At 39.1% G+C, this 26,138-nt stretch carries 24 protein-coding genes; 12 read left to right on the forward strand and 12 right to left on the reverse strand.

Annotation, left to right across the window (positions count from 1 at the left end):
• The first annotated feature begins 68 nt into the window (after positions 1 to 68).
• Together AC07M3_RS00180 and AC07M3_RS00185 are read left to right on the forward strand one after the other, a co-directional pair.
• Positions 69 to 1,346 (forward strand): hypothetical protein, encoded by a 1,278-nt coding sequence (locus tag AC07M3_RS00180; RefSeq protein WP_494566133.1) that lies wholly within the window; start codon positions 69 to 71, stop codon positions 1,344 to 1,346.
• A 33-nt stretch (positions 1,347 to 1,379) separates the two neighbouring features.
• Positions 1,380 to 2,867 (forward strand): NAD-dependent phenylacetaldehyde dehydrogenase, encoded by a 1,488-nt coding sequence (locus AC07M3_RS00185; RefSeq protein WP_494566134.1) that lies wholly within the window; start codon positions 1,380 to 1,382, stop codon positions 2,865 to 2,867.
• 65 nt (positions 2,868 to 2,932) lie between these two features.
• On the opposite strand, the gene pcaD is transcribed toward AC07M3_RS00185, so the two are convergent.
• The 7 genes from pcaD to AC07M3_RS00220 all read right to left on the reverse strand — a co-directional run bounded on the left by pcaD (position 2,933) and on the right by AC07M3_RS00220 (position 9,307).
• Positions 2,933 to 3,712, reverse strand: coding sequence for a 3-oxoadipate enol-lactonase (gene pcaD / locus AC07M3_RS00190; RefSeq protein ID WP_494566135.1), 780 nt, complete (start codon positions 3,710 to 3,712; stop codon positions 2,933 to 2,935).
• Positions 3,713 to 3,722: 10 nt separating this feature from the next.
• Positions 3,723 to 4,937, reverse strand: a complete 1,215-nt coding sequence (pcaF, locus tag AC07M3_RS00195; protein WP_494599129.1) for a 3-oxoadipyl-CoA thiolase — start codon at positions 4,935 to 4,937, stop codon at positions 3,723 to 3,725.
• A 391-nt stretch (positions 4,938 to 5,328) separates the two neighbouring features.
• Positions 5,329 to 5,979 (reverse strand): 3-oxoacid CoA-transferase subunit B, encoded by a 651-nt coding sequence (locus tag AC07M3_RS00200; protein WP_494566137.1) that lies wholly within the window; start codon positions 5,977 to 5,979, stop codon positions 5,329 to 5,331.
• A gap of 18 nt (positions 5,980 to 5,997) precedes the next feature.
• Entirely contained in the window at positions 5,998 to 6,669 is a 672-nt protein-coding gene (locus tag AC07M3_RS00205; protein WP_045431259.1) for a 3-oxoacid CoA-transferase subunit A, read from the reverse strand.
• A 134-nt stretch (positions 6,670 to 6,803) separates the two neighbouring features.
• On the reverse strand, positions 6,804 to 7,724 hold the full coding sequence (catA, locus tag AC07M3_RS00210; RefSeq protein ID WP_494566138.1) for a catechol 1,2-dioxygenase: 921 nt from the start codon (positions 7,722 to 7,724) through the stop codon (positions 6,804 to 6,806).
• Positions 7,725 to 7,886: 162 nt separating this feature from the next.
• Positions 7,887 to 8,177 (reverse strand): muconolactone Delta-isomerase, encoded by a 291-nt coding sequence (gene catC / locus AC07M3_RS00215; protein WP_003651954.1) that lies wholly within the window; start codon positions 8,175 to 8,177, stop codon positions 7,887 to 7,889.
• A 23-nt stretch (positions 8,178 to 8,200) separates the two neighbouring features.
• Positions 8,201 to 9,307 carry a muconate/chloromuconate family cycloisomerase gene (locus AC07M3_RS00220; RefSeq protein ID WP_494566139.1) on the reverse strand — a complete coding sequence of 369 codons (1,107 nt, stop codon included), beginning with the start codon at positions 9,305 to 9,307 and terminating at the stop codon, positions 8,201 to 8,203.
• A gap of 100 nt (positions 9,308 to 9,407) precedes the next feature.
• Between AC07M3_RS00220 and AC07M3_RS00225 the strand changes: the two genes are divergently transcribed.
• Both AC07M3_RS00225 and AC07M3_RS00230 read left to right on the forward strand, forming a co-directional pair.
• Positions 9,408 to 10,322: a LysR family transcriptional regulator gene (locus AC07M3_RS00225; RefSeq protein ID WP_005040228.1), complete on the forward strand. Its 915-nt coding sequence runs from the start codon at positions 9,408 to 9,410 to the stop codon at positions 10,320 to 10,322.
• Between the two features lie 81 nt (positions 10,323 to 10,403).
• Entirely contained in the window at positions 10,404 to 11,198 is a 795-nt protein-coding gene (locus AC07M3_RS00230) for a TorF family putative porin (protein ID WP_494566140.1), read from the forward strand.
• Between the two features lie 56 nt (positions 11,199 to 11,254).
• Here the strand turns inward: AC07M3_RS00230 and AC07M3_RS00235 are convergent, their stop codons facing one another.
• The 3 genes from AC07M3_RS00235 to AC07M3_RS00245 all read right to left on the reverse strand — a co-directional run bounded on the left by AC07M3_RS00235 (position 11,255) and on the right by AC07M3_RS00245 (position 14,713).
• The gene (locus AC07M3_RS00235) at positions 11,255 to 12,241 is read right to left on the reverse strand and encodes an NAD(P)H-quinone oxidoreductase (protein ID WP_494566141.1); all 987 of its coding nucleotides are present in this window, start codon (positions 12,239 to 12,241) and stop codon (positions 11,255 to 11,257) included.
• Positions 12,242 to 12,324: 83 nt separating this feature from the next.
• The gene (locus AC07M3_RS00240) at positions 12,325 to 13,770 is read right to left on the reverse strand and encodes a coniferyl aldehyde dehydrogenase (protein WP_494566142.1); all 1,446 of its coding nucleotides are present in this window, start codon (positions 13,768 to 13,770) and stop codon (positions 12,325 to 12,327) included.
• A gap of 49 nt (positions 13,771 to 13,819) precedes the next feature.
• On the reverse strand, positions 13,820 to 14,713 hold the full coding sequence (locus tag AC07M3_RS00245; protein WP_494566143.1) for an acetoacetate decarboxylase family protein: 894 nt from the start codon (positions 14,711 to 14,713) through the stop codon (positions 13,820 to 13,822).
• A 421-nt stretch (positions 14,714 to 15,134) separates the two neighbouring features.
• Between AC07M3_RS00245 and AC07M3_RS00250 the strand changes: the two genes are divergently transcribed.
• Positions 15,135 to 15,965: an alpha/beta fold hydrolase gene (locus AC07M3_RS00250; RefSeq protein WP_272377295.1), complete on the forward strand. Its 831-nt coding sequence runs from the start codon at positions 15,135 to 15,137 to the stop codon at positions 15,963 to 15,965.
• A gap of 76 nt (positions 15,966 to 16,041) precedes the next feature.
• Positions 16,042 to 17,562, forward strand: a complete 1,521-nt coding sequence (locus AC07M3_RS00255) for a catalase (RefSeq protein ID WP_494566144.1) — start codon at positions 16,042 to 16,044, stop codon at positions 17,560 to 17,562.
• A 355-nt stretch (positions 17,563 to 17,917) separates the two neighbouring features.
• On the opposite strand, the gene AC07M3_RS00260 is transcribed toward AC07M3_RS00255, so the two are convergent.
• Both AC07M3_RS00260 and AC07M3_RS00265 read right to left on the reverse strand, forming a co-directional pair.
• Positions 17,918 to 18,961, reverse strand: coding sequence for an acetoacetate decarboxylase (locus AC07M3_RS00260; protein WP_494566145.1), 1,044 nt, complete (start codon positions 18,959 to 18,961; stop codon positions 17,918 to 17,920).
• Between the two features lie 198 nt (positions 18,962 to 19,159).
• A complete protein-coding gene (locus AC07M3_RS00265) occupies positions 19,160 to 19,966 on the reverse strand; it encodes a type 1 glutamine amidotransferase domain-containing protein (RefSeq protein ID WP_494566146.1) in 807 nt (268 codons plus the stop codon).
• A gap of 235 nt (positions 19,967 to 20,201) precedes the next feature.
• Between AC07M3_RS00265 and AC07M3_RS00270 the strand changes: the two genes are divergently transcribed.
• The 6 genes from AC07M3_RS00270 to AC07M3_RS00295 are packed head-to-tail and all read left to right on the forward strand — an operon-like array spanning position 20,202 to position 26,103.
• Complete coding sequence (locus tag AC07M3_RS00270; protein ID WP_494566147.1) at positions 20,202 to 21,191, forward strand: phosphotransferase family protein; 990 nt, start codon at positions 20,202 to 20,204, stop codon at positions 21,189 to 21,191.
• The gene (locus AC07M3_RS00275; RefSeq protein ID WP_494566148.1) at positions 21,188 to 21,532 is read left to right on the forward strand and encodes a hypothetical protein; all 345 of its coding nucleotides are present in this window, start codon (positions 21,188 to 21,190) and stop codon (positions 21,530 to 21,532) included. The genes AC07M3_RS00270 and AC07M3_RS00275 overlap by 4 nt, the downstream gene beginning before the upstream one ends.
• Positions 21,525 to 22,253, forward strand: coding sequence for a histidine phosphatase family protein (locus AC07M3_RS00280; protein ID WP_494566149.1), 729 nt, complete (start codon positions 21,525 to 21,527; stop codon positions 22,251 to 22,253). Before AC07M3_RS00275 ends, AC07M3_RS00280 begins: the two co-directional genes overlap by 8 nt.
• Positions 22,250 to 23,410, forward strand: a complete 1,161-nt coding sequence (locus tag AC07M3_RS00285) for an acyl-CoA dehydrogenase family protein (protein ID WP_494566150.1) — start codon at positions 22,250 to 22,252, stop codon at positions 23,408 to 23,410. The genes AC07M3_RS00280 and AC07M3_RS00285 overlap by 4 nt, the downstream gene beginning before the upstream one ends.
• 18 nt (positions 23,411 to 23,428) lie before the next feature.
• Positions 23,429 to 24,196, forward strand: coding sequence for an SDR family NAD(P)-dependent oxidoreductase (locus AC07M3_RS00290; RefSeq protein ID WP_494566151.1), 768 nt, complete (start codon positions 23,429 to 23,431; stop codon positions 24,194 to 24,196).
• A gap of 23 nt (positions 24,197 to 24,219) precedes the next feature.
• Positions 24,220 to 26,103 (forward strand): sigma 54-interacting transcriptional regulator, encoded by a 1,884-nt coding sequence (locus tag AC07M3_RS00295; RefSeq protein WP_494566152.1) that lies wholly within the window; start codon positions 24,220 to 24,222, stop codon positions 26,101 to 26,103.
• Positions 26,104 to 26,138 lie beyond the last annotated feature (35 nt).

Below are 26,138 nucleotides of genomic sequence, written 5' to 3' on the forward strand. Positions count from 1 at the left end.
CAGAATGGGTAACGAATAAGTTACCCATTCATGAGCGCTGATAGGCCGTTCGCAAAAAGGAATTTTGTATGAAAACTCTACTTTCTCAAGTGATGAGAGGGACTCTCTTTGTCTCATTTTTTTCAACTGTACATGCTGGTGAGCTTGAAATTAAACCGACTTTTGAAGCAACTTTTGGGGCTTTTAGCAGCGGTAAAAGCTATAACGGCGAAAACCTAGATGATGAAAGAATCAATTGGCAAGAAGGCCATCTTAAATATGGTGCTAAAGGTCAATATACCTTTAAGAACAATCAGCTCTATGCAAGCTTGAGTGGTATTAGCTCGGCAACATTTGGTGACGGTGATGCAGGCCAAAATAGTAATGGCAAAGAACACAAAACAGATGTGAATGAATGGATCATTGGTTTTAAAGACGGTACCAATAAAGATGAGTTGACGACCTATGATTTAAGTATTGGTCGACAAAACATTATGATTGGTGACGGTTTTTTCATTGCGGGTGATGCATTAAATCTTGGTAAACCGCCAGCAGATGGGGCATTAGACCGAGGCGGGGCATATTATCTGGCAGCGCGTCGAAGTTTTGATTTTACCAGTCTGCTTCAATACAAACCGCAAGAGAATACAACGCTAAAACTGGCTTATTTAAAATCGAATAATAAGGCACAATTTTCATCTGAACTCTTTGTAACTGATCTGATGTATCAGCTTAAAGATAAGGGCGTTGGGTTTACTTACTTAAATGTATTAGACCTTGAAGATGCTGAGCACGTTTCAGGACGACAAGACCTTAAAAATTATGCTTTGCGTTTGAATTATCAACCTTTACCTGAGTTACAAGTTAAGTCTGAGTTTGTTGTGCAAGATAAAAAAGATGGCCAAGAAAATGCCGGTTACGTAGGACTGAACTATAACTTTTTATCTTCAAAATATACGCCTTCATTAGGTTACCGTTTTAGCCATTTTTCAGACCAATACGATCCCATGTTTTATGGGAATACGGTCGGTTTTGGCACATGGTTTCAGGGCGAAGTTGCCGGAAATTATGCTGGCCCATTTAATAAGAATGCAGATATCCATCAAGTTTCTTACATGATGAACTTAAAAGAAAACTTTATGTTAGGTGCATTGGCCTATAAGTTCAAAACAGTCAATAAATCTTTAAACAATGTGGATGGACATGAGCTGGATGTGTTCTCGGTTTGGTCTGTTAATAAAAAACTTAACGTTATTCCGTTGGTTGGACTCTATAAGCCTAAACAGGATATCCAGAGTGGCGGCACTCAAAACTACGATGACAAAACCAATGTGTATGCACAGTTAATTTTGCAATACATCTATTAATAGATCCTTTTAAATGAATTGAGAGAAATAAAAATGAGTGAAGTTCAAATTTTAGCAAGCGTACAGCAATTTATGGCGCGTCAACATGGGCATTTTATTGATGGAAAGTTAGTTGATGCCGAGCTTTTAGATAAAGTGGATATTGTAAATCCATCGACTGAACAGGTTGTTGCTCAAATTAGTATTGGTAGTCAACAAGATGTCGAAAGCGCCGTGAAAAGTGCTGAACATGCTTTTCAAAATGCTTGGGCCGAGACTACGCCGTATGAACGTGGTGTTAAACTAAACAAGTTAGCAGATTTAATTGAGCAATATGGTGAAGAGCTTGCCCAGCTCGAGTCGTTGTCTACCGGAAAACTCATTAATATTTCTCGTCATCTTGAAGTAGCACAATCTGTTATTTTCTTAAGATATTTTGCAGGGTGGGCAACCAAAATTAATGGTCAAACCATGCAACCTTCTATTCCATCAATGCAAGGTGAAAAATATACAGCCTTTACTTTAAGACAGCCGATTGGTGTAGTCGCAGGTATTGTGCCTTGGAATTTTTCACTGATGATTGGTGTTTGGAAAATTGGGTCAGCTTTAACAACTGGCTGTACCATTGTGCTTAAACCAAGTGAGTTTGCCAGTTTATCTTTATTACGTTTAGCCGAACTTGCAATTGAAGCAGGTATTCCAGCTGGGGTGATTAATGTGGTTACGGGTAAGGGTGATACAGGACAATATTTAATCGAATCGCCGTTAGTTAAGAAAGTCTCATTTACAGGTTCAGTACCAACAGGTATCGCCATTGGTAAGCTCGCGATGAGCAGTGATTTAACTCGTGTCAGTCTGGAGTTGGGTGGTAAAAATGCCATAGCCGTTTTGGCTGATGCAAATATCGATGAGATTTTACCAACTTTGTTGCAAGCAACTTTTGTGCATCAAGGTCAAGTTTGCGCATCTCCAGAGCGGTTTTTTGTACACCACACAAAATATGATGAACTAGTCGAAAAGCTATCCAAAGCACTCTCTGGTTTCAAAATTGGATCGGCTATGGATGAAGGAAGTATGTTTGGTCCACTCTCTAATCAGCCACATTTTAATAAAGTGAAACATTATTTAGACATGGCTAAAGCCAACAACCAGATTATTGCAGGGGGTGAGGCTCTAGATCAGACAGGATATTTTGTACAGCCGACTTTAATTTCCTTCAAAAATACGGATGATCCTTTATTTTCAGAGGAAACTTTTGGTCCAGTGGTTGGGGTAATGCCATTCGAAACTGATGAAGAGCTTATTCAGCTCATGAATCAATCTCGTTTTGGTTTAACCGCAAGTATTTGGACAAATGATTTGTCTAAAGCCTTACGTTTAATTCCTAAAATTGAAGCAGGGACCTTGTGGGTCAATATGCATACTTTCTTAGACCCATCAGTTCCATTTGGCGGGGTGAAAGCTTCAGGAATTGGCAGAGAGTTTTCAGATGCATTTATTGAAGATTACACTGAATTAAAATCGGTCATGATTCGGTATTAATTTTAAAAACTAAATGCAGATATAAAAAATGGCCGTTATAGGCCATTTCTTTTGAGCCATTAAAATTAACCTAATAAAAAATCCTTTAGAATTTTATTAAAAGCTTCTGGCTGCTCGACATTGGAAATATGAGAGGCATCTATTTCTGCAAGTTTTGATTGTGGAATGCGTTGCTGCATAAATTGGCCATCTGCAAGGGTTGTTACAGGGTCTTGAGTTCCAGCAATTACTAATACTGGAACTTTGATGTCTTTTAACTGCTCACGGACATCCGCTTTAGCCAAAGCCTCACAACAATTGGCATAACCCATTGCGCTGCCAGCACTTAAGTCGTTACACAGGTTGTTGACAATTGAAGCGTGACTTTGGATAAAGGGATCTGTAAACCATCGCGAAGCTGCTGTGGCTGCGATCGGTTGTAAACCTTGCTCACGTACTAATTTTGCACGGTCAAGCCATGCCTGTTCTTGCCCAATTTTAGCGGCAGTATTTGCTACAACGACATGACTAAAACGGTCAGGGTAGTGAATCGCAAGCCATTGACCGGTTAAACCGCCCATTGAAATACCACAAAAAGCAGCTTTAGTAATATTTAGATGGTCCAGTAATCGAACAACATCTTCACCTAATTGCTCTACAGTGTATGCGCCGTTAGGCGTAGATGATGAACCGTGACCACGGGTGTCATAGCAGATCACAAAAGAATGATCTTTTAACTCGTTAAACTGTTTTTGCCACATGCCATAGTTGGTGCCCAAAGAGTTGGAAAACACCAAAGCAGGGGAAGACGGTTCGCCAAAAGTTTGATAGTTAATTTGTGCATCGGCAGATTGAAAAGATGGCATTTGTTTCTCCTTAAAGTGCTTCAACACGTTCAATAATAAGTGCAATACCTTGGCCTACACCAATACACATTGAACACAAGGCATAACGACCGCCTGTTTGCTCAAGCTGGTTTAAGGCTGTGGTCACTAGGCGTGCACCTGAAGCACCTAACGGATGGCCCAATGCAATTGCACCACCGTTTGGATTGACCTTGTCAGAATCATCTGGCAAACCTAAATCACGAGTCACTGCTAATGCTTGCGCAGCAAAAGCTTCATTCAGCTCAATCACATCCATCTGATCTAAAGTCAGATTGGCTTGTTTAAGAAGCTTTTTGATTGCAGGTGCTGGAGCAAAACCCATAATGCGTGGTTCTACACCTACCGCTGTTGAAGCAATGATCTTGGCACGCGGTTTTAGGTTGTAGGCCTGAACTGCATCATCAGAAGCAATCAGTAGTGCTGCTGCACCATCGTTAATGCCCGAAGCATTACCCGCAGTGACTGTGCCATCTGCTTTTACAACTGGTTTAAGCTTACTTAAAGCTTCAAGAGTAGTCGATGCACGTGGATGTTCATCGGTGTCAATCACAACCGCATCACCCTTACGCTGAGGGATTTCAACTGCCACGATTTCTTTAGAAAAAAAGCCTTTGGCTTGCGCGCTTGCGGTGCGTTGTTGGCTCACCAAGGCAAACTGGTCCTGATCTGCACGATTCACGTTAAACTGTTCAGCCACGTTCTCGGCAGTCTGGGGCATGGTATCTACACCATACAATTCTTTAAGTTTTGGGTTAATGAAACGCCAGCCCATGGTGGTGTCTTCAATCTTCTGGCTACGGCCAAAAGCACTGTCTGACTTACCCATCACATAGGGTGCACGGCTCATGCTTTCCACACCACCAGCAATCACCAAATTCGCTTCACCTGCTTTAATAGCACGGGCAGCCATGGCAATCGCATCGAGTGATGAACCACACAAACGGTTAATAGTGGTCGCAGGCACCTGATACGGTAAACCAGCAAGCAGTGCTGACATACGGCCAACATTACGGTTGTCTTCACCGGCTTGGTTAGCACAGCCATAGATCACATCATCGACCTGTTCCCAATTCACATTTGGGTTACGCTGGATTAAAGCTTTAATCGGTAAAGCACCAAGGTCATCGGCACGAACAGGTGCAAGACCACCGGCATAACGGCCAAATGGAGTACGGATGGCATCGATGATATAAGCGTTTTTCATTCTTACATTTCCATTTTGAAATCTGTTTCTGTCACTGCCACAAATGATGGGTTTATCCATTCTTCCTTTGCATAGGCAATGCCTCACTTTTGACAGGGCAAAAGTGACAAAACCCTTTGTTACTCAGACACAACATCCCTGTTGTGCTGAGCAACGAGGCGACATCCATGTCGCCACCTCGTATCCACTAGCAGTTTGCTATCGTGACAGGTGACATGGATGTCACCCGTTGGACAGGGAGGCAAGGAAGCCTCCTCTGTTCAACATAGATTTTTGTTACTTTTCATCTTTGAAAAGTAAGGTATTGCCTATACAAAAGGCTTTTGAATATCAATGTAATTCAAGGCCGTGATGCTATTTATTAAATGTAGCGATTAGATCATTTACAAACTTAATTCGTGGCATCAATCAAAGTTGCACCAGTCAAAGCCTGTAACTCTTCAAAGCTAAGACCTTCTACTTTCTCAATCACCTTTAAACCATCGGTAGTCACATCAATCACACATAGGTCGGTGTAAATACGGTCAACACAGTGTTTACCCGTAACCGGATAGCTCAGTTCAGCTACAATCTTCGGTTCACCTTGCTTGGTCACGTGGTCCGTGGTGATAAATACTTTCTTGGCACCCACAGCCAAATCCATCGCACCACCTACAGCAGGAATCGCATTTGGCGCACCGGTATGCCAGTTCGCCAAGTCACCATTCGCTGCAATCTGAAAAGCACCCAGTACAGCAATATCAAGATGACCACCACGCATCATGGCAAATGAGTCGCCATGATGGAAAAAGCTGCCACCTTCAAGCATGGTCACAAATTCTTTACCCGCATTAATCAGTTCAGGGTCTTCTTCACCTGCCGCTGGCGGTGGGCCAAAAGCCAACAGACCATTTTCAGAATGAAGGAAAATATCTTTATCGTTAGGTAGGTAGCTCGCGATCTTGGTTGGTAAGCCAATGCCTAGGTTTACATAGGCGCCATCTGGAATATCTTGTGCCACACGTTTTGCAATCTGGTCACGGCTGAGTTTCTGGTAGCTCATGTTATTTCTCCTTATTGCTTATTGTGCGGGCTGTACTTGAACAACATGCTGTACAAAAATACCTGGGGTAATGATGTGCTCTGGATCTAATCCACCTAACTCAACTACCTCAGAGACCTGAACAATCGTGACATCAGCCGCCATGGCCATGATCGGACCAAAGTTACGGGCAGATTTACGGTAAACCAGATTGCCCCAGCGGTCGCCTTTGTAGGCTTTAATGAGTGCGAAATCTGCTTTAATTGGATATTCGAGTACGTAGTCTTTACCATCGATCTGGCGAGTTTCTTTACCTTCAGCTAGAAGTGTTCCAAAGCCTGTTGGGGTAAACACGGCCCCAAGTCCCATACCCGCTGCCTGAATACGGCAAGCCAGATTACCTTGCGGTACCACTTCAAGCTCGACCTTTCCGGCACGGTATAGTTCATCAAACACATAAGAGTCTGACTGACGTGGGAAAGAACAGATGACTTTTTTAACTGAACCAGCCTTAAGCAGTTTAGCCAGACCGTAATCGCCATTACCGGCATTGTTACTGACAATGGTTAGGCCTTTAACACCCAGTTCAATCAGTCCGTCAATGAGTTCAGCGGGTTGTCCTGCGGTACCAAAACCACCAATCAGGATGGTTGCTCCATCTTTAATCTGTGATAGAACCTCGCTAAGAGAGGACTTACTTTTGTCAATCATGTGAGAAACCTTAGAGCATGAGGTAACGTGATGTATTACTACCGCTAAAAATTTATCTAAATTCTTAAGGGTAGTAATATATGGAATAAGTTTTGTGAGTCAAAAGCGAACTTTTAACTCACATACACTTTCAATTAAGCACTAGCGCGACGACGTTCAACTTCAGTTGAAGGTGCAGCAGCGGCATCTTTTACAAGTTCGATGTTAAATGTGATGTGTTTGAAAGCGTGATCTAAACCACGGCGTTGTATTTCAGATGGGTCAGTTACATCAACTGCTGTTGCAACTAAACCGTCACGAGTTGCGAAAGCAAAGTCATCCCATAAGTACTCATCACCCTCAATATTGAATTGAGTTGTAAGCTTGCGGAAACCTGGCGCAGACACGAAGTAGTGAACGTGAGATGGACGGTTACCATGACGGCCTAACTTGTTAAGAAGGGCCTGAGTTGTACCTTCTGGAGGGCAACCGTAGCCAACTGGCATCGTAGTTAATGCAACATATTTACCATCAGCATCAGTCAAAATACTACGGCGTAGGTTGAAGTCAGATTGAGACTTATCAAAGAATGAGTAATTACCCAAACTGTTGGCATGCCATACTTCAACTTTGGCATTTTCAATGATATTGCCATCAGTATCGGTTACCGTACCTTCAATAATTAAGGTATCGATTTTGCCTGTTTCAGTACCATCATCCATACGTGCAAAACCAACAGTTTCAGGTGCACCAGCGACATAAAGTGGGCCTTCGATGGTACGAGGTGTGCCAGCAGTAACGCCTGCTTTTGCATCTGCTTCATCTGCACGTAAATCAAGATAGTGTTCTAAACCTAAGCCAGCTGCTAAAAGTCCAAGTTCATTGGCTTGACCTGCATCTGTGAAATATTCCAGACCTTTCCATACTTCTGAAGGCTGGATGTCTAAATCTTCGATGGCTTGAAATAAATCTCCGAGAAGGCGCACTACAATTTGCTGAACACGTGCATCGACTTCGCCTTTTGCAGTGTCGACATTCATTTGTTTTACAAGCGCATCAATTTGTTGACGGTTCATACTAAAACTCCTTAAGTATGCAATACGGTTTTGGGTGGCAGTGGTGCTGGCATTTTATTTTGCTAGCGAATATTGCTGCCACGTTCCTTGTTACCTTCTGAATAAATGTATTTAGTTTTTGAATGTGCTTTTCAGACCACACACTCAAACTATTTTCTTAAATTACGAATCATCATCACGAACAGATGAAGGGTGACGATTAAGTGCCATCACTTCGATGTTCATGTAAGGATAGAGAGGTAATCCCTGTAAAATATTGTGCAACTCTTCATTGCTCTCTACATCAAAAATACTGATGTTTGAATACTGGCCTGTAACTCGCCAGATGTGACGCCATTTACCTTGGCGTTGTAAGTCTTGCGAATAGGCTTTTTCAACGGCCTTAATTTCATTTGCTTTGTCGGCTGGCATATCAAGTGGAATATGCACATCCATACGTACATGAAATAACATGGGAAACTCCTTATCCTGTTGCCTTAACGACGTAACTTCTCAACTTTATCTTCATCAATTTCAATGCCTAGGCCCGGAGCCGTTGGCAAATGCAATTCAAAGTTCTCGTAGCGTAGCGGTTCTTTCAAAATTTCTTCAGTAAGTAATAACGGACCAAATAATTCAGTGCCAAAGGCTAATGTTTCAAAGGTCGCAAATGCATGAGCAGAAGCAATGCTACCTACAGGGCCTTCAAGCATGGTGCCGCCATAAAGATCAATTCCAGCCAAACCTGCAACCTTGGCCACTTCACATGCTTCGATCAGACCACCAGATTGTTCAATTTTTACCGCAAATACGTCAGCCCCATGGCTTTTTGCAATACGGTATGCGCTGTCTGGCCCAGTTAAAGCTTCATCCGCCATGATTGCGACATCAAAACGATGTGTTAAACGAGCAAGTGCTTCAGTATTTTGAATAGCGCAAGGTTGTTCAATTAAATCAATTCCGCCATCTTGCAGCTGTTGAATACCTTGAATACATTCCAGCTCTGACCATGCACGATTTACGTCGACACGTACACTAATCTCTGCACCTAGTGCTTTTTTTATTGCAATCACATGATCAACATCGTGTTGCAAAGGGCGTGCACCAATTTTGAGTTTGAACGTGTTATGACGTTTCAACTCAATCATTTTTCGAGCTTCAGCAATATCTTTTTCTGTGTCGCCAGACGCGAGCGTCCAAAGTACAGGTAAACTATTACGTAGACGGCCACCTAAAACTTCGCTTAATGGCACGCCTAAACGTTTTGCCTGAATATCAAGTAGGGCAGTCTGAATGGCACATTTCGCAAAGCGGTTACCATTAATATTTTTACGAATCAGTTTTAATGTTTGAGCAACGTTTAAATCTTTAACTGATGCGAGTAATGGTGCAAAGTAAGTATCAATATTGGCTTTGACACTTTCAGGACTTTCTTCACCATAGTTCAATCCACCAATGGTGGTCGCTTCACCCCAACCGACAATACCATCCGTGGTCGTAATTTTAACGAGCACCAAAGTCTGAGTACGCATCGTAGTCACAGATAACTGGTGAGGACGGATAGTTGGAATATCCACAAGTATGGTTTCTATGGTTCTATACATGAAGTTTCAACTATTTCAAACTTGTTTACATACCATAGAAGAATGTAATAGCCTAAAATAGATATAGAACGGTATTTTAAGATACTAAAAAGGTATATTAATGGAATTAAGACATCTACGTTATTTTGTTACCGTTGTTGAAGAACAAAGTCTGACTAAGGCTGCAGAAAAGCTTTTTATTGCCCAGCCTCCTTTAACACGTCAAATCAAGAAACTAGAGGAAGAGTTAGGGATTGATTTGTTTGTGAAAGGCTCTCGTCCATTAAAAGCGACAGAAGCAGGCCTGTTTTTTTACCAACATGCTGTGCAGATTCTAACGCATACTGCTCAAGCGGCTTCTATGGCCAAAAAAATGAAGCTGGTCGATAACATTGTCAAAGTAGGTTATGTTAGCTCACTGCTTTACGGGCGGTTACCCCAAGTCATTTATCTGTTTAGACAAAAAAATCCTGACATTCATGTCGAGCTTATTGAGTGTGGAACACGAGATCAGGTTGAAGCTTTAAAGTTAGGCAAAATCGATTTAGGTTTTGGTCGATTACCTATTAGTGATCCGGCCATTAAGAGACTTTTACTCAGAAAAGAAAAATTAAAATTAGCGATTCATAAAAAGCATCCCTTAAGTGAATTTCAAGATTCAGGAATTTACTTATCTCAAATCATTAATGAGACGATTTTTTCTTATCCAACTACGCCTAAGCCGAATTTTTCGACCACCATTCAAGCTTTATTTACCAAGTTAGGTTTAATTCCAGCCAAACTCACCGAAGTACGAGAAATCCATATGGCACTTGGGTTGGTGGCATCTGGGGAGGGTATTTGTATTATTCCGGAAAGTGCCTGTGATATTGGCATGAAGAATCTAACTTACTTAAATATCTTAGACTTAGAAGCCTATAGTCCGATTTCTCTATCTATGCGTAACATGGACCAAAGTTCGTATATTCCTAAAATTTTAGATTGTATTGAAGAGATCTATAGCCAAGAAGAAGTGTCTAGAAATTTGAATTTATAAATTTTTAATACGATTAAGATTGAATTTTCATGTTATTTTAAAACTTTAAACCTATAGGTAATATGTAAAAGGAATTATTGAATGAGAAAAATTTTAGGACTAGCTTCTCTCATTATGTCTACTGGTGTTGTACATGCTGAACAATTAAATGAACAAGAACAAATTTCTCCATACAGTGCAAATGTAACCTTCGCGAGTCAATATATATCACGTGGTTTCCAACAAACATGGGGTAAGCCAGCTTTACAGATTGGTTTAGATTATGCAAATCCAAATGGATTATTTGTGGGTACTTGGGCATCGAATGTGAGTTCTAACTATCTTAGAGATGCTTCAGTTGAGTGGGATTTTTATGCAGGTTATATAAAAACTTTCGATAAGTTTTCGGCTGGAATGACAGTTTTTTATTACTATTATCCGGGAGCTGAAAGCACGCCTGAAACAGGTAGTACCAGCTATAGCTATGGCGAAATTGTGCCTCAAATTGGTTATGGACCTTTCACCCTTAAATACTTTGTTACCTACACACCAGATTATGCGGGTTATAACTCAAATACCATGGGTGGCCCAGCAGGCAAGCGATCAAGAGGATCAAGTTATTTAGACCTTAATTTTACACAGCCTATCAATGAGACTTGGACTTTTGGCGCCCACTATGGCTATGAAAGAATCAAAAACTTTTCAGAGTCAAACTTTCAGGATGTTAAAGCTGAACTTATTAAAGATTTAGGTGATGGCTGGACTACAGGACTAGCTTATACAAAAGCATGGGATAAAAATGCTTATTATAAAAAGTATAGCAATGGTGAGGCAGGCGCACCTGTTTCAAATCCAATCGATTCGACTTTTACAGTGTCTGTAAAAAAGGTGTTCTAAGTTAAATTGATTAAGCAAAAATAAGACCAGTATTTACTGGCCTTATTTTTCAGTTTTTATTTCTTGATAATTAAAGCTAACTTACCTACATGTTGCCCTTGATCTAGGAACTCATGAGCTTGGTGAGCTTCTTCAAGATCGAATGTTTTATACAATAATGGTTTTAGCTGTCCTTTTGAAATTAAAGGCCATACCTTTTCTTGAAGTGCTGCCATCACTTCAGCTTTAGCTTCTGCAGATTGAGAGCGTAGTGTTGCGCCTGTATGAGTTAAGCGTTTAGCGAGCATCGGAAAAATATTGACTTTGTCAGCTAGCCCTTTAAGCACACCTATTTGCAATATTGTGCCGTTCATTGCAGCGACTTCATAATTTCGCTGGATGTAATCACCAGCAATAATATCTAAGACAAAATCCACACCTTTACCATCAGTATGTTTTTTTACAACTTCAACAAAGTCATCTTCATTATAATTTATGGCTACATCAGCACCAATTTTTAAACTCGCTTCTTGATGTTCTTTGCTTGATACGGTTGTAAAAATTTGGGTTGCTCCAAAAGCTCGAGTTAACATTGTTGCAGTAGTACCAATTCCAGAAGTACCGCCGTGTATTAAAATTGAACTGTTTGGGCGAAATTTTGCATGCTGGAAAAGGTGTGACCAAATTGTCATGAAGGTTTCTAGTAAAATTCCACCTTCAACTAAAGTCAGACCTCCAGGAATAAAGAGTACGTTGTCTTGATGAGCAACTACATATTCAGCATAGCCCCCCCCCGGAACTAAAGCACAGACTTCATCGCCAGCTTTAAACTTAGTGACTTGCTTGCCCACTTGTTTAACAATTCCGGAAACTTCGAGTCCAGGAATGTCCGTCACACCAGGCGGTGGAGCATACAAACCTTTTCGTTGCATTACATCTGGACCGTTAATACCTGCTGCAACAACTTCAATTAATATCCCATCATCTGTTAATTCAGGCATAGGTCTTTCACTAACTGTAATAACTTCAGGACCGCCAGCACCGTTAAAAGTAATACATTTCATAAAGTTGTTTCCTTATTAGATATTGTTTATTAAATAAGCGGAATTTAGACTTAATGCTCAATCCCGCTTAGGATGAAAAATAATTAAGATTTAGCTTTTTTCTTACCTAAAGTAATGGCAAGTGCTAATTCCATGAATTTTCCAAAAGGAGCATGTAAGAAGCTTGGGAAATTCCAGCGGCCCTGATCAAAGACACCTTTTGCATGGCTCATAGAACGGAAACCTTCAATTCCGTGATAAGCACCCATACCACTTGGACCGATGCCTCCAAACGGTAGATCGTCTTGTGCCACATGAATTATGGTGTTGTTAATACCAACGTTACCTGAAGTGGTACGTCGTAGCAGTTTTTTGCAATCTGCATCTTTTTCACCAAAATAATATAAGGCGAGTGGGCGGTCTCGTTCATTGATGTAGTTAATTACTTCATCAATATCACGGTAGGTACGCACAGGTAGAATTGGGCCAAAGATTTCTTCTCTCATAATTGCATCATCATCTTTTGCTCCCACAACAAGTGTAGGTACAAGTTTGCGAGTACGATTTTTTGCAGATTCAGGTTTGATTCCTAATTCAATTACTCGTGCACCATTTTGTTTTGCATTTTCAAGCAAACCTTGCAATCGAGCATAATGCCGTTCATTTACAATTGATGTGTAATCATCGCAATCGGGTCCGTTTGGATAGAATCGAGAAACCGTCGCGTTGTATTCTTGAATAAATGCTTCTAAATCGTTTTCATGAACAAGGGCATAATCTGGAGCAACGCAGGTTTGTCCACCATTGGATAATTTTCCATAGGCAATACTGGTCATAGTTCTTGAATTTATATGCCCACGTCCCACGATGACTGGACTTTTACCACCTAATTCAAGAGTGAGCGGAACGAGGTTATCACTTGCTGCTTTCATGACTTTACGGCCTACAGGTGTACTTCCTGTAAACAATAAATGGTCGAAAGGCAGTGCACTAAATTCAGCACCAACTTCAGGTCCGCCTAAAACAACCGCAACTTCTTCTATAGAAAAGTTAGCTGCAAGCATGCGTGAAATCACTTCACTTGTTCGAGGGGTGAGTTCTGATGGTTTAAGCATTGCTCTGTTGCCGGCAGCAATCGCTGTAGCAAGAGGAATAAGCGTAAGAGAAATAGGGTAGTTCCAAGGAGCCATGACCCCAATAACCCCTTTAGGCTGATATTCTATGTGAGCACTAGCCGAGCGATAGAATAAGCTGACATGACGCTTTTCTGGCTTCATGAAACGGCGTAAATTACGCGTTAAATAATCGATGGACTGAACAATACCAACAAGCTCCATGACATCTGTTTCATGATATGAACGGTGTCCAAAATCTTCACTTGCAGCAACTTGTAATTCACTACGATATTCAATGACTGCAGCACGAAGCTTTGCAAGATTTGCTTTACGCTGTTGAAGTGTTGGAGGTTCAGCTTTTAAAAAAGCTTTGCGTTGTCGAGAGAGTATCTCTGATGCATTTAAAGTGCTGCTTACTTCATTGAGAGTATTCATCTTAAACCTCAAAACATAGCTTAACGATCCTAAGCTAACTGACTGATGATTAAAGTTTAGTCGGTAGATTTAATACGACCTGAGCATCTTCAATAACGTCGAGACGAAGAATAGTAGATGCGCCCAACTGATCTAGAAGCTGGCTTACATGGCCGCCATGGCGTGTCACTTTTACCTTGCGTGGGAAAAGTTTTTCACCAAATGAGAGAACATTGGTTTGCACTAGAGTTTGATGCCACTCGTTATCGACTAAATGCAACATCGTGGCTTTACCCATGCGTGATTCAGACTTAACTCTTTTTAATGACGGAGTTGCGGTTGTTAGGCTGATATCTAATTTGTTGTAAGTTGAAAGTGTTGCTTCAACTTTTTTCTTATCAATTTTTACATCAATTTCAGCTAGCCATTTTGGAAGTTGATAACCATATACGCCACGTACACGAGCTATTTCAGTGTCGACAGGTAAAGCCAATACATGCGCATAAAAGTGACGTTTACGAATCGAGTTAATCAGCTCTAAAGCATGCGGACCATGAGCTTTAGGTTTACGCACGACAATAGCGACAGACGCTTCATTGTATGGATCATTATCACAAACTGAATAAGTGAAAAAGGTGAGAGAAACTAGTCCATAACCTGGGAAAGCTTCCAAAGGTACCAGAGGTGAAGGTAATTTTTTCTTTAACAGCTTAATTGGAGCAAGCATCAACACTTGCACATTGCCGCTACGATAATAAAAGTTGGGAGCCCAGACAGGTCCAACTCTTGATTCAACTAATTTTTTAGGAATGCTACGGAAAAAATCAATATTTCCAGCTGCAGGATCTTTTGCAACTTCATCTAAATCAGGATTCATTCTAAAGCGGTCATAGTAACCACCTTTTGGAACTTTAACTTTCTGTTGACCAAATTCAACTTCAGTGAACGCTTTATTTGTATTCATAATTGGTTAACCTTTAAATTGATCGACTGAGTAGCTGATAATCTTTAAAAGCAGATATCAACTTTCTGCCTGTAGGTTTACTATAAGTTTGAAGTTCACTTGAATGTCAATATGCTATTTTTCTAAAAATTAAAAACTGGTTGTAACGAATTTAAAATAACTTTTGATAAGAATAGATAGAGCTGATTATTTTCAAGATTGTCTAAAGAAAATCCTTAGTTTTTAGTATTGTAGAAATTATTTTTTTACACTTTTTAAACGTTGTTTTTACTAAAATCTATTGACCTTAAAGTGAACTTTAACCTTACTATGTTATGACTATCCATGAGGGTAGGATTGAAAATTTACATGTACTTATTACGAATTAATTAGAGCATACATAGTAAATCGATAGTGTAACTTTTACACAGGAGAAACAAAAATGGGATATGTCACAACAAAAGACGGCGTAGATATTTTTTATAAAGATTGGGGCCCTCGCGATGCTCCTGTAATTTTCTTCCACCATGGTTGGCCACTCAGTTCAGATGACTGGGATGCGCAGATGCTTTTTTTCCTTAAAGAAGGTTTTCGTGTAGTTGCTCATGACCGCCGTGGTCATGGTCGTTCAACTCAAGTCTGGGATGGTCATGATATGGACCATTATGCAGATGACGTTGCTGCTGTGGTTGAGCATTTAGGTGTACAAGGCGCGGTACATGTAGGGCATTCAACAGGTGGTGGTGAAGTAGCTCATTATGTTGCTCGTTATCCTAATGACCCTGTAGCTAAAGCTGTTTTAATTAGTGCTGTTCCTCCACTCATGGTAAAAACTGAAAGTAATCCAGATGGTTTACCAAAAGAAGTTTTTGATGATCTTCAAAATCAACTTTTTAAAAATCGTTCACAATTTTATCACGACGTACCAGCAGGTCCATTCTATGGATATAACCGCCCAGGAGCGAAAGTATCAGAGCCTGTGGTGTTAAATTGGTGGCGTCAGGGCATGATGGGCGGAGCAAAAGCTCATTACGATGGAATTGTTGCCTTCTCTCAAACAGATTTTACAGAAGATCTCAAAAAGATCGAAGTTCCAGTTCTCATCTTACATGGTGAAGATGATCAGGTAGTTCCTTTTGAAATTTCTGGTAAAAAATCTGCAGAACTCGTTAAAAACGGTAAATTAATTAGTTACCCAGGATTCCCTCACGGAATGCCAACTACAGAAGCAGAAACAATTAATAAAGATCTTTTAGCATTTATTAGAAGTTAAGTTTTAAAAAGAGGGCAGCCAAAATTGACTGCCCTTTTTTATATTGAATCGATTGATTATTTTCGGGTGCATATTAATGAATGACGATACTAAAAAATGTCCTTTTTCCCAACTTACTACTGATTTTGGGGCTCCAGTTGTAGATAACCAGAATAGTATGACGGCAGGTGCAAGAGGACCTCTACTTGCTCAAGACCTATGGCTAAACGAGAAATTAGCTAACTTTGTTCGTGAAGTAATTCCAGAACGTCGTATGCATGCAAAAGGTTCAGGTGCGTTCGGCACTTTCACTGTGACACATGATATTACTCAATATACCCGCGCTAAAATATTTAGCGAAATTGGTAAAAAAACGGAAATGTTTGCCCGATTTACCACAGTAGCTGGTGAACGTGGAGCCGCAGATGCTGAACGAGATATTCGCGGCTTTGCTTTAAAATTTTATACAGAGGAAGGTAACTGGGACATGGTGGGTAACAATACACCAGTGTTCTTCTTACGTGATCCACGTAAATTTCCAGATTTAAATAAAGCAGTAAAACGAGATCCTAAAACTAACTTGCGTAGCGCAACGAATAACTGGGATTTCTGGACTTTATTACCTGAAGCTTTACATCAGGTTACTATCGTCATGTCTGATCGTGGTATTCCTGCCTCTTATCGCCATATGCACGGTTTTAGTAGCCATACCTATAGTTTCATCAATAGTGCAAATGAACGTTTCTGGGTGAAATTTCATTTCCGGACCCAACAGGGAATTAAAAATTTAACAGATGCCGAAGCTGGTGAATTAGTGGGGCATGATCGTGAAAGTCATCAACGTGATTTATTCGATGCGATTGAACGAAAAGATTTCCCTAAGTGGACTTTGTATGTACAGGTAATGCCTGAGCAAGATGCTGAAAAGGTTCCATATCATCCATTTGATTTAACAAAAGTCTGGCCTCATGGAGATTATCCATTAATTGAAGTGGGTGAGTTTGAGCTGAATCGAAACCCTGAAAATTTCTTCCTAGATGTGGAACAATCCGCTTTTGCACCAAGTAATCTGGTTCCAGGCATTAGCGCTTCACCAGACCGCATGCTGCAAGCCCGTTTATTTAACTATGCTGATGCTCAGCGTTATCGTTTAGGTGTGAATTATCAGCAAATACCTGTAAATGCAGCGCGTTGCCCAGTTCATAGTAATCACCGTGACGGTCAAGGACGCATCGATGCCAATTATGGTGGCCTTCCACATTACGAGCCAAATAGTTTTGGACAATGGCAAGAACAGCCGCAGTACAAAGAACCACCGTTAAAAATCAATGGGGATGCTGATTTCTGGAATTATCGTGAAGATGACAACGATTATTTCAGTCAACCTCGTGCTTTGTTTGAACTTATGACTCCTGAACAACAACAGGCTTTATTTGATAATACTGCACGCGCAATGGGTGATGCTCTTGATTTCATTAAATATCGCCACATTCGTAACTGCTATGCATGTCATCCCGCTTATGGCGAAGGTGTGGCTAAGGCGCTTGGTTTGACAGTTGAAAATGCTCAAGCAGCTAGAGAAACTGACCCTGCACGTGGTTTATCAAGTTTTATTTAAACCTTTAAATTAGTACATAAGGCTATGTAAATAATAGCTTTATGTACTTAACTATTTTATAGCATCTAATGAAAAAATTAATCTTTACACTCAGCCTCGGTATTCAATCATTACCTGAAACAGCCATACCTTTACTAGATTTAGATTTTGGTACATTAACTCAAAATTCATCTTCAAAGCTTCGGTTTAAATAATATTATTTAAAAGTAAATAGAAATTTATTGTTTCCAGATAGTATATATTTAAATTAACTAGATTTTTTATAAATAAATTAAAATATAAAAATTATTATTATATATAACAGAAATAATCGTAGCCCTTTCTTCTCATAATAAGTAGAAAGGGCTATTTAAAATTATTTTTTAGCTGTCGATTTATCGAGTGATGGATATGGAACAGGCATATTTAATGCCAATTGTGCATCTTTCACTACATCAAAACGTAAAACTTTATTGGCTCCTAGTTCATCAAGCAACTTACTCAGCGGCCCACCACTTTTTACAATTTGAACGTTCTTTGGAAAAAGCTTTTGTCCAAATGCCAAAGTATTAGACTCTACAGAAGTGCTGTGCCATTTCCCATCTACCATTTGATACATGGTTTTTGTTTCAATATGAGATTGTGGTTTCACAGTTTTAATTTCTGGCAATGGTGCAGCTATACTTAAATCAGGTTTACCATCAGTATTATAAATATGAGCTTGAACTGATTTATCGCCAATTTTCATATCAATAGGTGTTAACCATTTTGGTAATTGGTAACCATACACACCACGAACACGAGCAATTTCTGTATTTACTGGTAATGCGAGTACATGGCCATAATATTTATGGTTACGCATTGAGCTCAATAATTCTGTGGTATTGAAATGATGAGCACCCGGTTGGCGTACGACCACAGCAACCGAAACTTCGTCATATGGGTCGACATCACCAACTGCATAAGAGAAAAATGTTAATGAAACCAAACCATAGCCTGGGATAGGTTGTAATGGTTCAAGTGGAGCAGGGAGTTTTGCTTTTACTTTAGAAATCGGAGCAAGCATCAAGAGTTGGATATTACTAGTACGGTAATAAAAATTCGGAGACCATACTTTACCCACTCTAGTATCTACAAGCTTTTTGGGAATAGTACGGAAATAGTCAATATTTCCAGCTGCCGGATCTTTTGCAACTTCGTCTAGATTCGGGTTCATACGAAAACGATCGTAATAGCCACCTTTTGGAACATTAACTTTATATGGCCCAAACTCTACAACAGTTGTTTCCTGTGAAGTGCTTGAGTTTGATGGTTGTTGTACAGAACTTGAGTTAGTCTCAACCGCTTGAGCTGAAAAACTCAATAATAAACTTACGGATAACGCAGTAACTGTTCGAGGTAGATTAAGCTTGTTGAACATTGATATGTTCCTCCTATAGACCATGTATTAATGCTAAGATTAAAGTGAGGTTTAAGGTCAAGCATTTTTATCATTATTTTAAATTTTATTAAAAAGAAAATTAGAGTATTAAAAATAAAAGATATGATTTTTTATGAATTAAAAAAAGAGAATCAGAATATAAAATTCTGATTCTCTTTTTCAAACTATTTTAATAAATTACTTAAGAGTACTTAAGCGTTTAACAACGGCTTCGGCAATTTCTTTACTAGATTGAGGGTTTTGTCCAGTAATGATTCTGTCATCCGATACTACATATGAAGTAAATGGAAGAAAGCCTTGTTTATATTTAGCGCCGTGGTTAATTAAGCTATTTTGTAAGGAAAATGGAACTTGAGATTTAATTCCAGATAAAGTTTCTTCTTTATTAGCGAACCCAGTAACAGTTCTACCTGAAATGAGTGGTTTACCATCTTCACCTACCAAAGGTAATAAGCCTCCCACACCATGACAAACCGCTGAAACGATACCACCTTGGCGATAAATGCTTTCACTAATATTTTTTAGTTCTTTATTATCTGGGAAGTCCCACATTGTTCCATGTCCACCCGTATAATAAATTGCTTTATAGCGTGTTGGATCGATACTGCTTGGTGCCAAAGTGTGGTTTAAGCGATACATAAACTGACGATCAGCTAAAAGTTTTCTAGCTGATTTATCAACGTAAATAGGCTTCATACTACGTTCATCAAGTGGTACAACTCCACCTTGAGGACTGACAAAATCCATGTCATAGCTAGCAGCTTTAGCGACATCATAAAAATGAGTTAATTCAGTAAGCCATAAGCCAGTTTTATCTGAACGAGTCGGATAGGCTGAATGATTTGTCATGACGACTAAAATTTTACCTTTGCTTTTAGCCGTTTCTTGATTTTGAACTTGGTCAGATGCATTTGCATAGCTTACTGATAAAAAAGCCATAAAAATGGCAATGAACCAACGCTGAAAACTCCAAACTTTAGGCATGGTAGGCTCCTCATATTTACCTATTGAGCATCCTATGCTTAAAGTAAGGTTTAAGGTCAAGGTTTTTTCAAAAATCGCCGATGAATGGCAAAATGATGAGTTTTATAGTAAGAAATTTCAAATATGAAATAGAGTTCATATTTGAAATAATAATAAATTTTTAAGTTATTGAATTTAAATGTAAAAATAATGGCATGTAATTTGCTCCAGTCTGATTAGCTACAAGGAGTAAATAATGAATGCGAATCATATACTGCAATTGAGTGGAATATTGCAGCAGAATTTAGGGCTAATCCCTCATGAAATTCAATTAAAAAAAATGAGTGGTGGGGCTATCCAAGAAAATTGGTTAGTTCAATCTGAAGATTTTGCATTAGTACTGCGTAAAAATGCTGAATCTAGTGTAGAGGCTAGTTCAGATCGGGAGCAGGAATTTTTACTTTTAGATCGGTTATATCACTTTGGCATTAAAGTGCCAGAGCCACTTTATTTTGAAAAGTCACCTAATTTCTTAAATAGTGATTTCTTCATTATGAAAAAAATCGACGGTGTAACAGAAGGCCATAAACTAGTACGAATTACAGAAGAAGAAAAACGTAAAAAGATTACTAAAGACATTGGCAAGCAACTTGCCTTAATTCACGCCATTCAATCAGATGAAGTATTAGAGAAACTACTTCCTAAGCCAGATAAAGATCAGTATTTGGAAAATAAGCTTACAGGTTTTCTAGAACAACTGGATCACTTAAAAAGACAGCGTCCAATCCTTGAGTACGCTATTCAATGGATGTTTAACAATCTTCCAAAAGTCGATGATTTGGTACTAGTCCATGGTGATTACCGCATTGGTAACATCATGGTTAATGACGATCAAATTTCAGGAATCTTAGATTGGGAATTTACTCAATGGGGTGATCGTAGAGAAGACCTAGGGTGGTTTACCTCTAAATGTTGGCGTTTTGGTCAAGATGAAAATATAGCGGGGGGAATAGGTTCATATAAAGACTTTGCGAAAGCTTACGCTGAAATTTCCGATATTTATATTCCTGAATTTGAAATGAAGTTTTGGCATGTGCTGTCTCATGTTCGATGGGCAATTATTGCCATGCAGCAATCTGATCGAAATAACGAGACGGATACTCCATCACTCGAATTAGCCCTAACGGAATTTTTAGTGCCCCGCCTTGAGAAAAATATCTTGGAAATATTGGGAGAAAAAGAATGAGCGAGCAAAAAATAATTGACCTCCTCAAAGCCAGCCAGGCCGTCATTAAGAATGAGCTTTTACCGCAATTGGGCAGTCAGAAATATAACTTGTTAATGCTCATGAGAAGCTTGGAAATTTTGCAGGCTTATATTTTGCAAAAGGATATTTCTACATTGCATCGTTCAGGCATTGTGCAAGATTATTTTTCTTTTCCAATTAAAGATGTTGATGAGGCAATTCAATTGTTTATTAGCGATATCCGTGAAGGTAAACAATCGGATCAAACATTTGAGATATTAAAAGCTCTTAATTCGGAAGACTTAAAAATTACTGAACCAAAGGCAGCACAACATGGATAAATATCGGCTACGAATTTATTTGGTTCGACATGGGCACGTTTCATATTTTGATGCTGATAAGAACCCGATTAATCCTAAGTTTGCGCAGTTATCCGAACGAGGAATAGAGCAAATACAACAACTTGCTCATCAACTACAAGATGTTAGTTTTGAAAAAATTTACTCATCTACCATGCCTCGTTCGATTCAGACAGCCGAAATTTTGAAGCGCTATCAAAACGAACATAAAGACATTCAGTCATTTGATGATATTCGAGAGATTAGAGCGGGACGTTTAAGAGAAATTTCGTTGGATCGTGCTGAACTGGAAATCAAAAAGGCCTATCAGTTCCATAAAAATAATCTTGAATTATTTGTACAAGGCGAAAGTTGGTCGCTCTTTATTACTCGTGTACTGACATGGTTTGAAAACATGATTTTAACAGCAGACAAAGACCAAAATATCCTGATTTCTTCACACGATATTGTAAATCGAATACTCATTAATTGGGTATATGAACATGACTTCAAAGATGTTTATTCGCAAGAACAAGATTATGGTTGCCTAAATATTCTTGATCTAACGATTGAAAATCAAAGGGTAATAAGCAAACGAATCAAGCTTCAAAATTTCACGCCATACAATCTGATTAAAAATGAGCTATTTAATAGCGCTATGGATGATGTGTATGAAACCTATATCGCGACTCAAGGCTTTAAATTAAAGGAGCTCAGCTCATGATCACACTATCTAATGAATTATTAGAACTACAACAGAAAGTAAGAGAATTTATTCAACAAGAGGTGATTCCATTAGAAAGTGATCCTCGTCAAGATAGCCATGGGCCTAGTGAAACTTTACGCCAAGAATTGGTGAGTCGCGCGCATCGTTGGGGGTTGCTAACTCCCCATGCAAGTCAAGAAATGGGTGGCCTAGACTGGTCACATCTGCAAAAGGCTGTAGCTTTCGAAGAAGCAGGATATTCTGCTTTAGGTCCAATCGCTTTAAATATTCATGCACCAGATGAAGGAAATATTCATCTTTTAGATTCTGTCGCAAATGATGCACAAAAGGAAAGATGGTTAAGAAAATTGGTAGCTGGAGAAATTAGATCTTGCTTTGCCATGACGGAACCGGCGCCCGGTGCTGGCTCGGATCCATCCATGCTTAAAACAACAGCAATTGAAGATGGCGATGATTATATTATTAATGGCCGTAAATGGTTAATTACAGGAGCCGATGGAGCGAGCGTTGCGATTATTATGGCAAAAATGGAAGATGGCTCTGCTTCAATGTTCCTAACAGACACAAATATTGAAGGCTTTATATTAGAAAAAAATATGAATGCTATGGACTCATGCTTTTCAGGGGGACACGGCATTTTACGCTTTGAGAATTTACGTATACCTAAAGAAAATGTTTTAGGAGAAATTGGTAAAGGTTTTAAATATGCCCAAGTTCGCCTTGCACCAGCACGTTTAACACATTGTATGAGATGGTTAGGGCAAGCAAGGAGAGCACATGAGATTGCTACTCAATATGCGCGAGAACGCCAATCTTTTGGTAAGAGATTAGGAGACCACCAAGGCGTTGGTTTTATGCTTGCCGACAATGAAATGGATATTTTAACAACTCGATTAGCCGTTCACTATTGTGCACAGGTTTTAGACTTGGGTGAAAAAGGAAATTACGAGTCGAGCCTAGTCAAAGTGATCAGCTCTGAAGGTATCTGGCGTGTGGTAGACCGATCAGTTCAGATTTTAGGTGGACAGGCCATGACAGATGAATCAGTAGTCTGCAAGATTTTTAAAGATGCACGTGGTTTCAGAATTTATGATGGCGCGAATGAAGTTCACCGCATGAGTATTGCCAAAAAACTATTAGGGAAGCAGGCATAATAAAATAGGGATAAGAGAATGAATATTTTTGATGTAAAAGATAAATCTATTTTAATTACGGGTGCTTCAAGTGGTTTAGGGCATCACATAGCTGAATTATTTGCAAAAGAAGGTGCCAATATCGTTATTTGTGCCAGACGGTTAGAGCGATTGAAAGAATTAGAGTTGCATATAAAAAATGAATATGGCGTACAAGTTCATACCTTTGCATTAGATGTAAATGACCGTTCCGCTGTGAAAGATATGCTTAACAATTTGGAAGCTAAAGGAGTCACAGTAGATGTTCTAATTAATAATGCAGGTGTGAGTGATACCAAGCGTTTCTTAGACTATAACGATGAGGATTGGGATAAGATTGTAGATACTAACCTCAAAGCACCTTGGCAATGTGCACAAGAAGTTGTGCAGCATATGATTAAGGTTGGTCGTAAAGGATCGATCATCAATATCACGTCAATTCTGTCTCAGTCTACCAACCTAGGTGTTAGCCCATACTGTGCATCGAAGGCTGGCTTACGTCATTTAACAGAAGTTATGGCAGTAGAGCTGGCTAGATTTGGTATAAATGTAAATGCCATCGCTCCAGGCTATATGATTACTGAAATTAATGAAGAATATCTAACTGGTGAATTGGGCCAACAGCTTTTAAAGAAAATTCCAACAAGGAAGTTTGTAGAATTTGATGACTTAAATGGGCCTTTACTGTTACTTGCTTCGCAAGCGGGTCAAGGCATAACAGGTATCGAAATTAAAGTCGATGGCGGTCATAGCGCTGCGCCTATATAAAACGTTTTTTAATGGAGTAAAAAATGCTTAATCGAAAACCAATTAATATTTTGGTCACCTATATTAAAAAACCTAATATTAATGGTTTTCGTTCTTTGGTTGAGCAGGCGATTAGTGAAGTAGAGTCGAACGAAATCGATTTGGTGGAATGCCATATTTCCGATGTGCAAGACGTTGCTCAAAGCTTAGTAGAAAATGGCTGTCAGATTCTTCTATGTACGGGAGCGACCGCGAGTTTTCTACAAAAGAAATTAAACATTGATATTCAGGTTATTCGAACTGGTACTTTTGATGTCATTCAGGCCATATCAAACTTAAAACAATATAAGCGCATTGCTTTGGTTGGGAATACATCTACGGTCGATCTTGAGAACTACTCTGATATTTTTGCTTTAGATATACAACAGTTTAACTATGACTCATATCTAGATGCCAAGAAAACAATTCATTTAATTAAAAATCAAGGTTTTGATGCCATTATTGGCTCGCCTGTTGCAGTAGAGCTAGCCCTGAATGAAAATCTAGTCGGACATTTGGCGATTAGTGTGCCGTCTTTAAAAGACCTTCTGCAAAATGCCTTACGTACCCTTGAAAAGATTCGTAGAGAACAGTACTCAACTTTACGTTTGGCCGAGATCTTTAATCACTTAAATGAAGGCATTTGTTTTATCACAAAGCAAAAAAAGATTTCTTTAATTAATAATTCAATGAGTTCGTTACTTGAAAAAGATTCTTCAGACGTTTTAAACAAATCAGCACTCGAAATTTTTGAAGGGTTAAACTTTGATATCGACCAAGAAAATAGTCACCAACTCGTTCAATTTAAAAATTTAAAACTTGCTGTATATATTTCCAAACTAAAAAATGACTATATAGATGGCTATATCTTAAGAGTGCAGGAACTAAACGCATTAGAGCAGTCTAATAGTCAGTTTAGAAAGGTTTCGTCTAAAAACTTTAATACAAGATATACCTTTGATCAGATCTTGACGCAAAACGCCAATTTTCAACAAATCATCAAGTTATCAAAAGCATATGCAAAAACCGATAGTACCATTCTCATTACGGGTGAAAGTGGTACAGGTAAAGAAGTTTTAGCACAAAGTATTCATAATCACAGCAGCCGTTATAAAGCACCATTTGTTGCAATCAACTGTGCATCTTTTCCCGAAAGCTTGTTAGAAAGCGAATTATTTGGTTATGAAGAAGGTGCCTTTACTGGAGCGAAGAAAAATGGGCGTATTGGTCTCATTGAAGCGGCACATACGGGTACGCTTTTTTTAGATGAAATTGGAGATATGCCATTACATCTACAAACTAGATTTTTACGAGTTTTACAAGAGAGACAAATTAACCGCTTAGGTTCAGTGGTGAGTCATCATTTAGATATACGTGTGATTGCTGCAACTCATGCGGACTTAGAAGAGTTAGTACGAAATGGAATCTTTCGGGCAGATCTCTACTATCGTTTAAATATTTTAAGAGTGTATACGCCGTCTTTAAAAGAACGAAAAGAAGATATCTTGTATTTAGCCAATTCCTTTCTAGAGAAATATAGAAAAACACTGGATGATTTGCCAAATATTTTACAGAAGGCTTTTTTACAATATTCTTGGCCGGGCAATATCCGCGAACTTGAAAATATTGTTGAAAGAATCAATGTGCTATTACAGTTTGATCATGAAATTTTAACTCCAGAATTTTTAAAGCAACAGTTACCCGAGCTATTTCAATCCCAAAATCACCACACGGCGCAACCTTTATTAAAAGAAGTAAAAGTTAATCAAGAGTTGAGTCTAATTGAGCAAACGCTTGCAGAAGTAGATGGTGATTTAGAACTTGCTGCACAAAAACTTGGGATTAGCCGGACCACTTTGTGGCGTAGAATGAAACTCATAAATCATTAATTTCAAAATTGAAATTTTTTCAAAAAAGAAAAACA

The organism is Acinetobacter sp. GW821-FHT09D10, assembly GCF_059416285.1.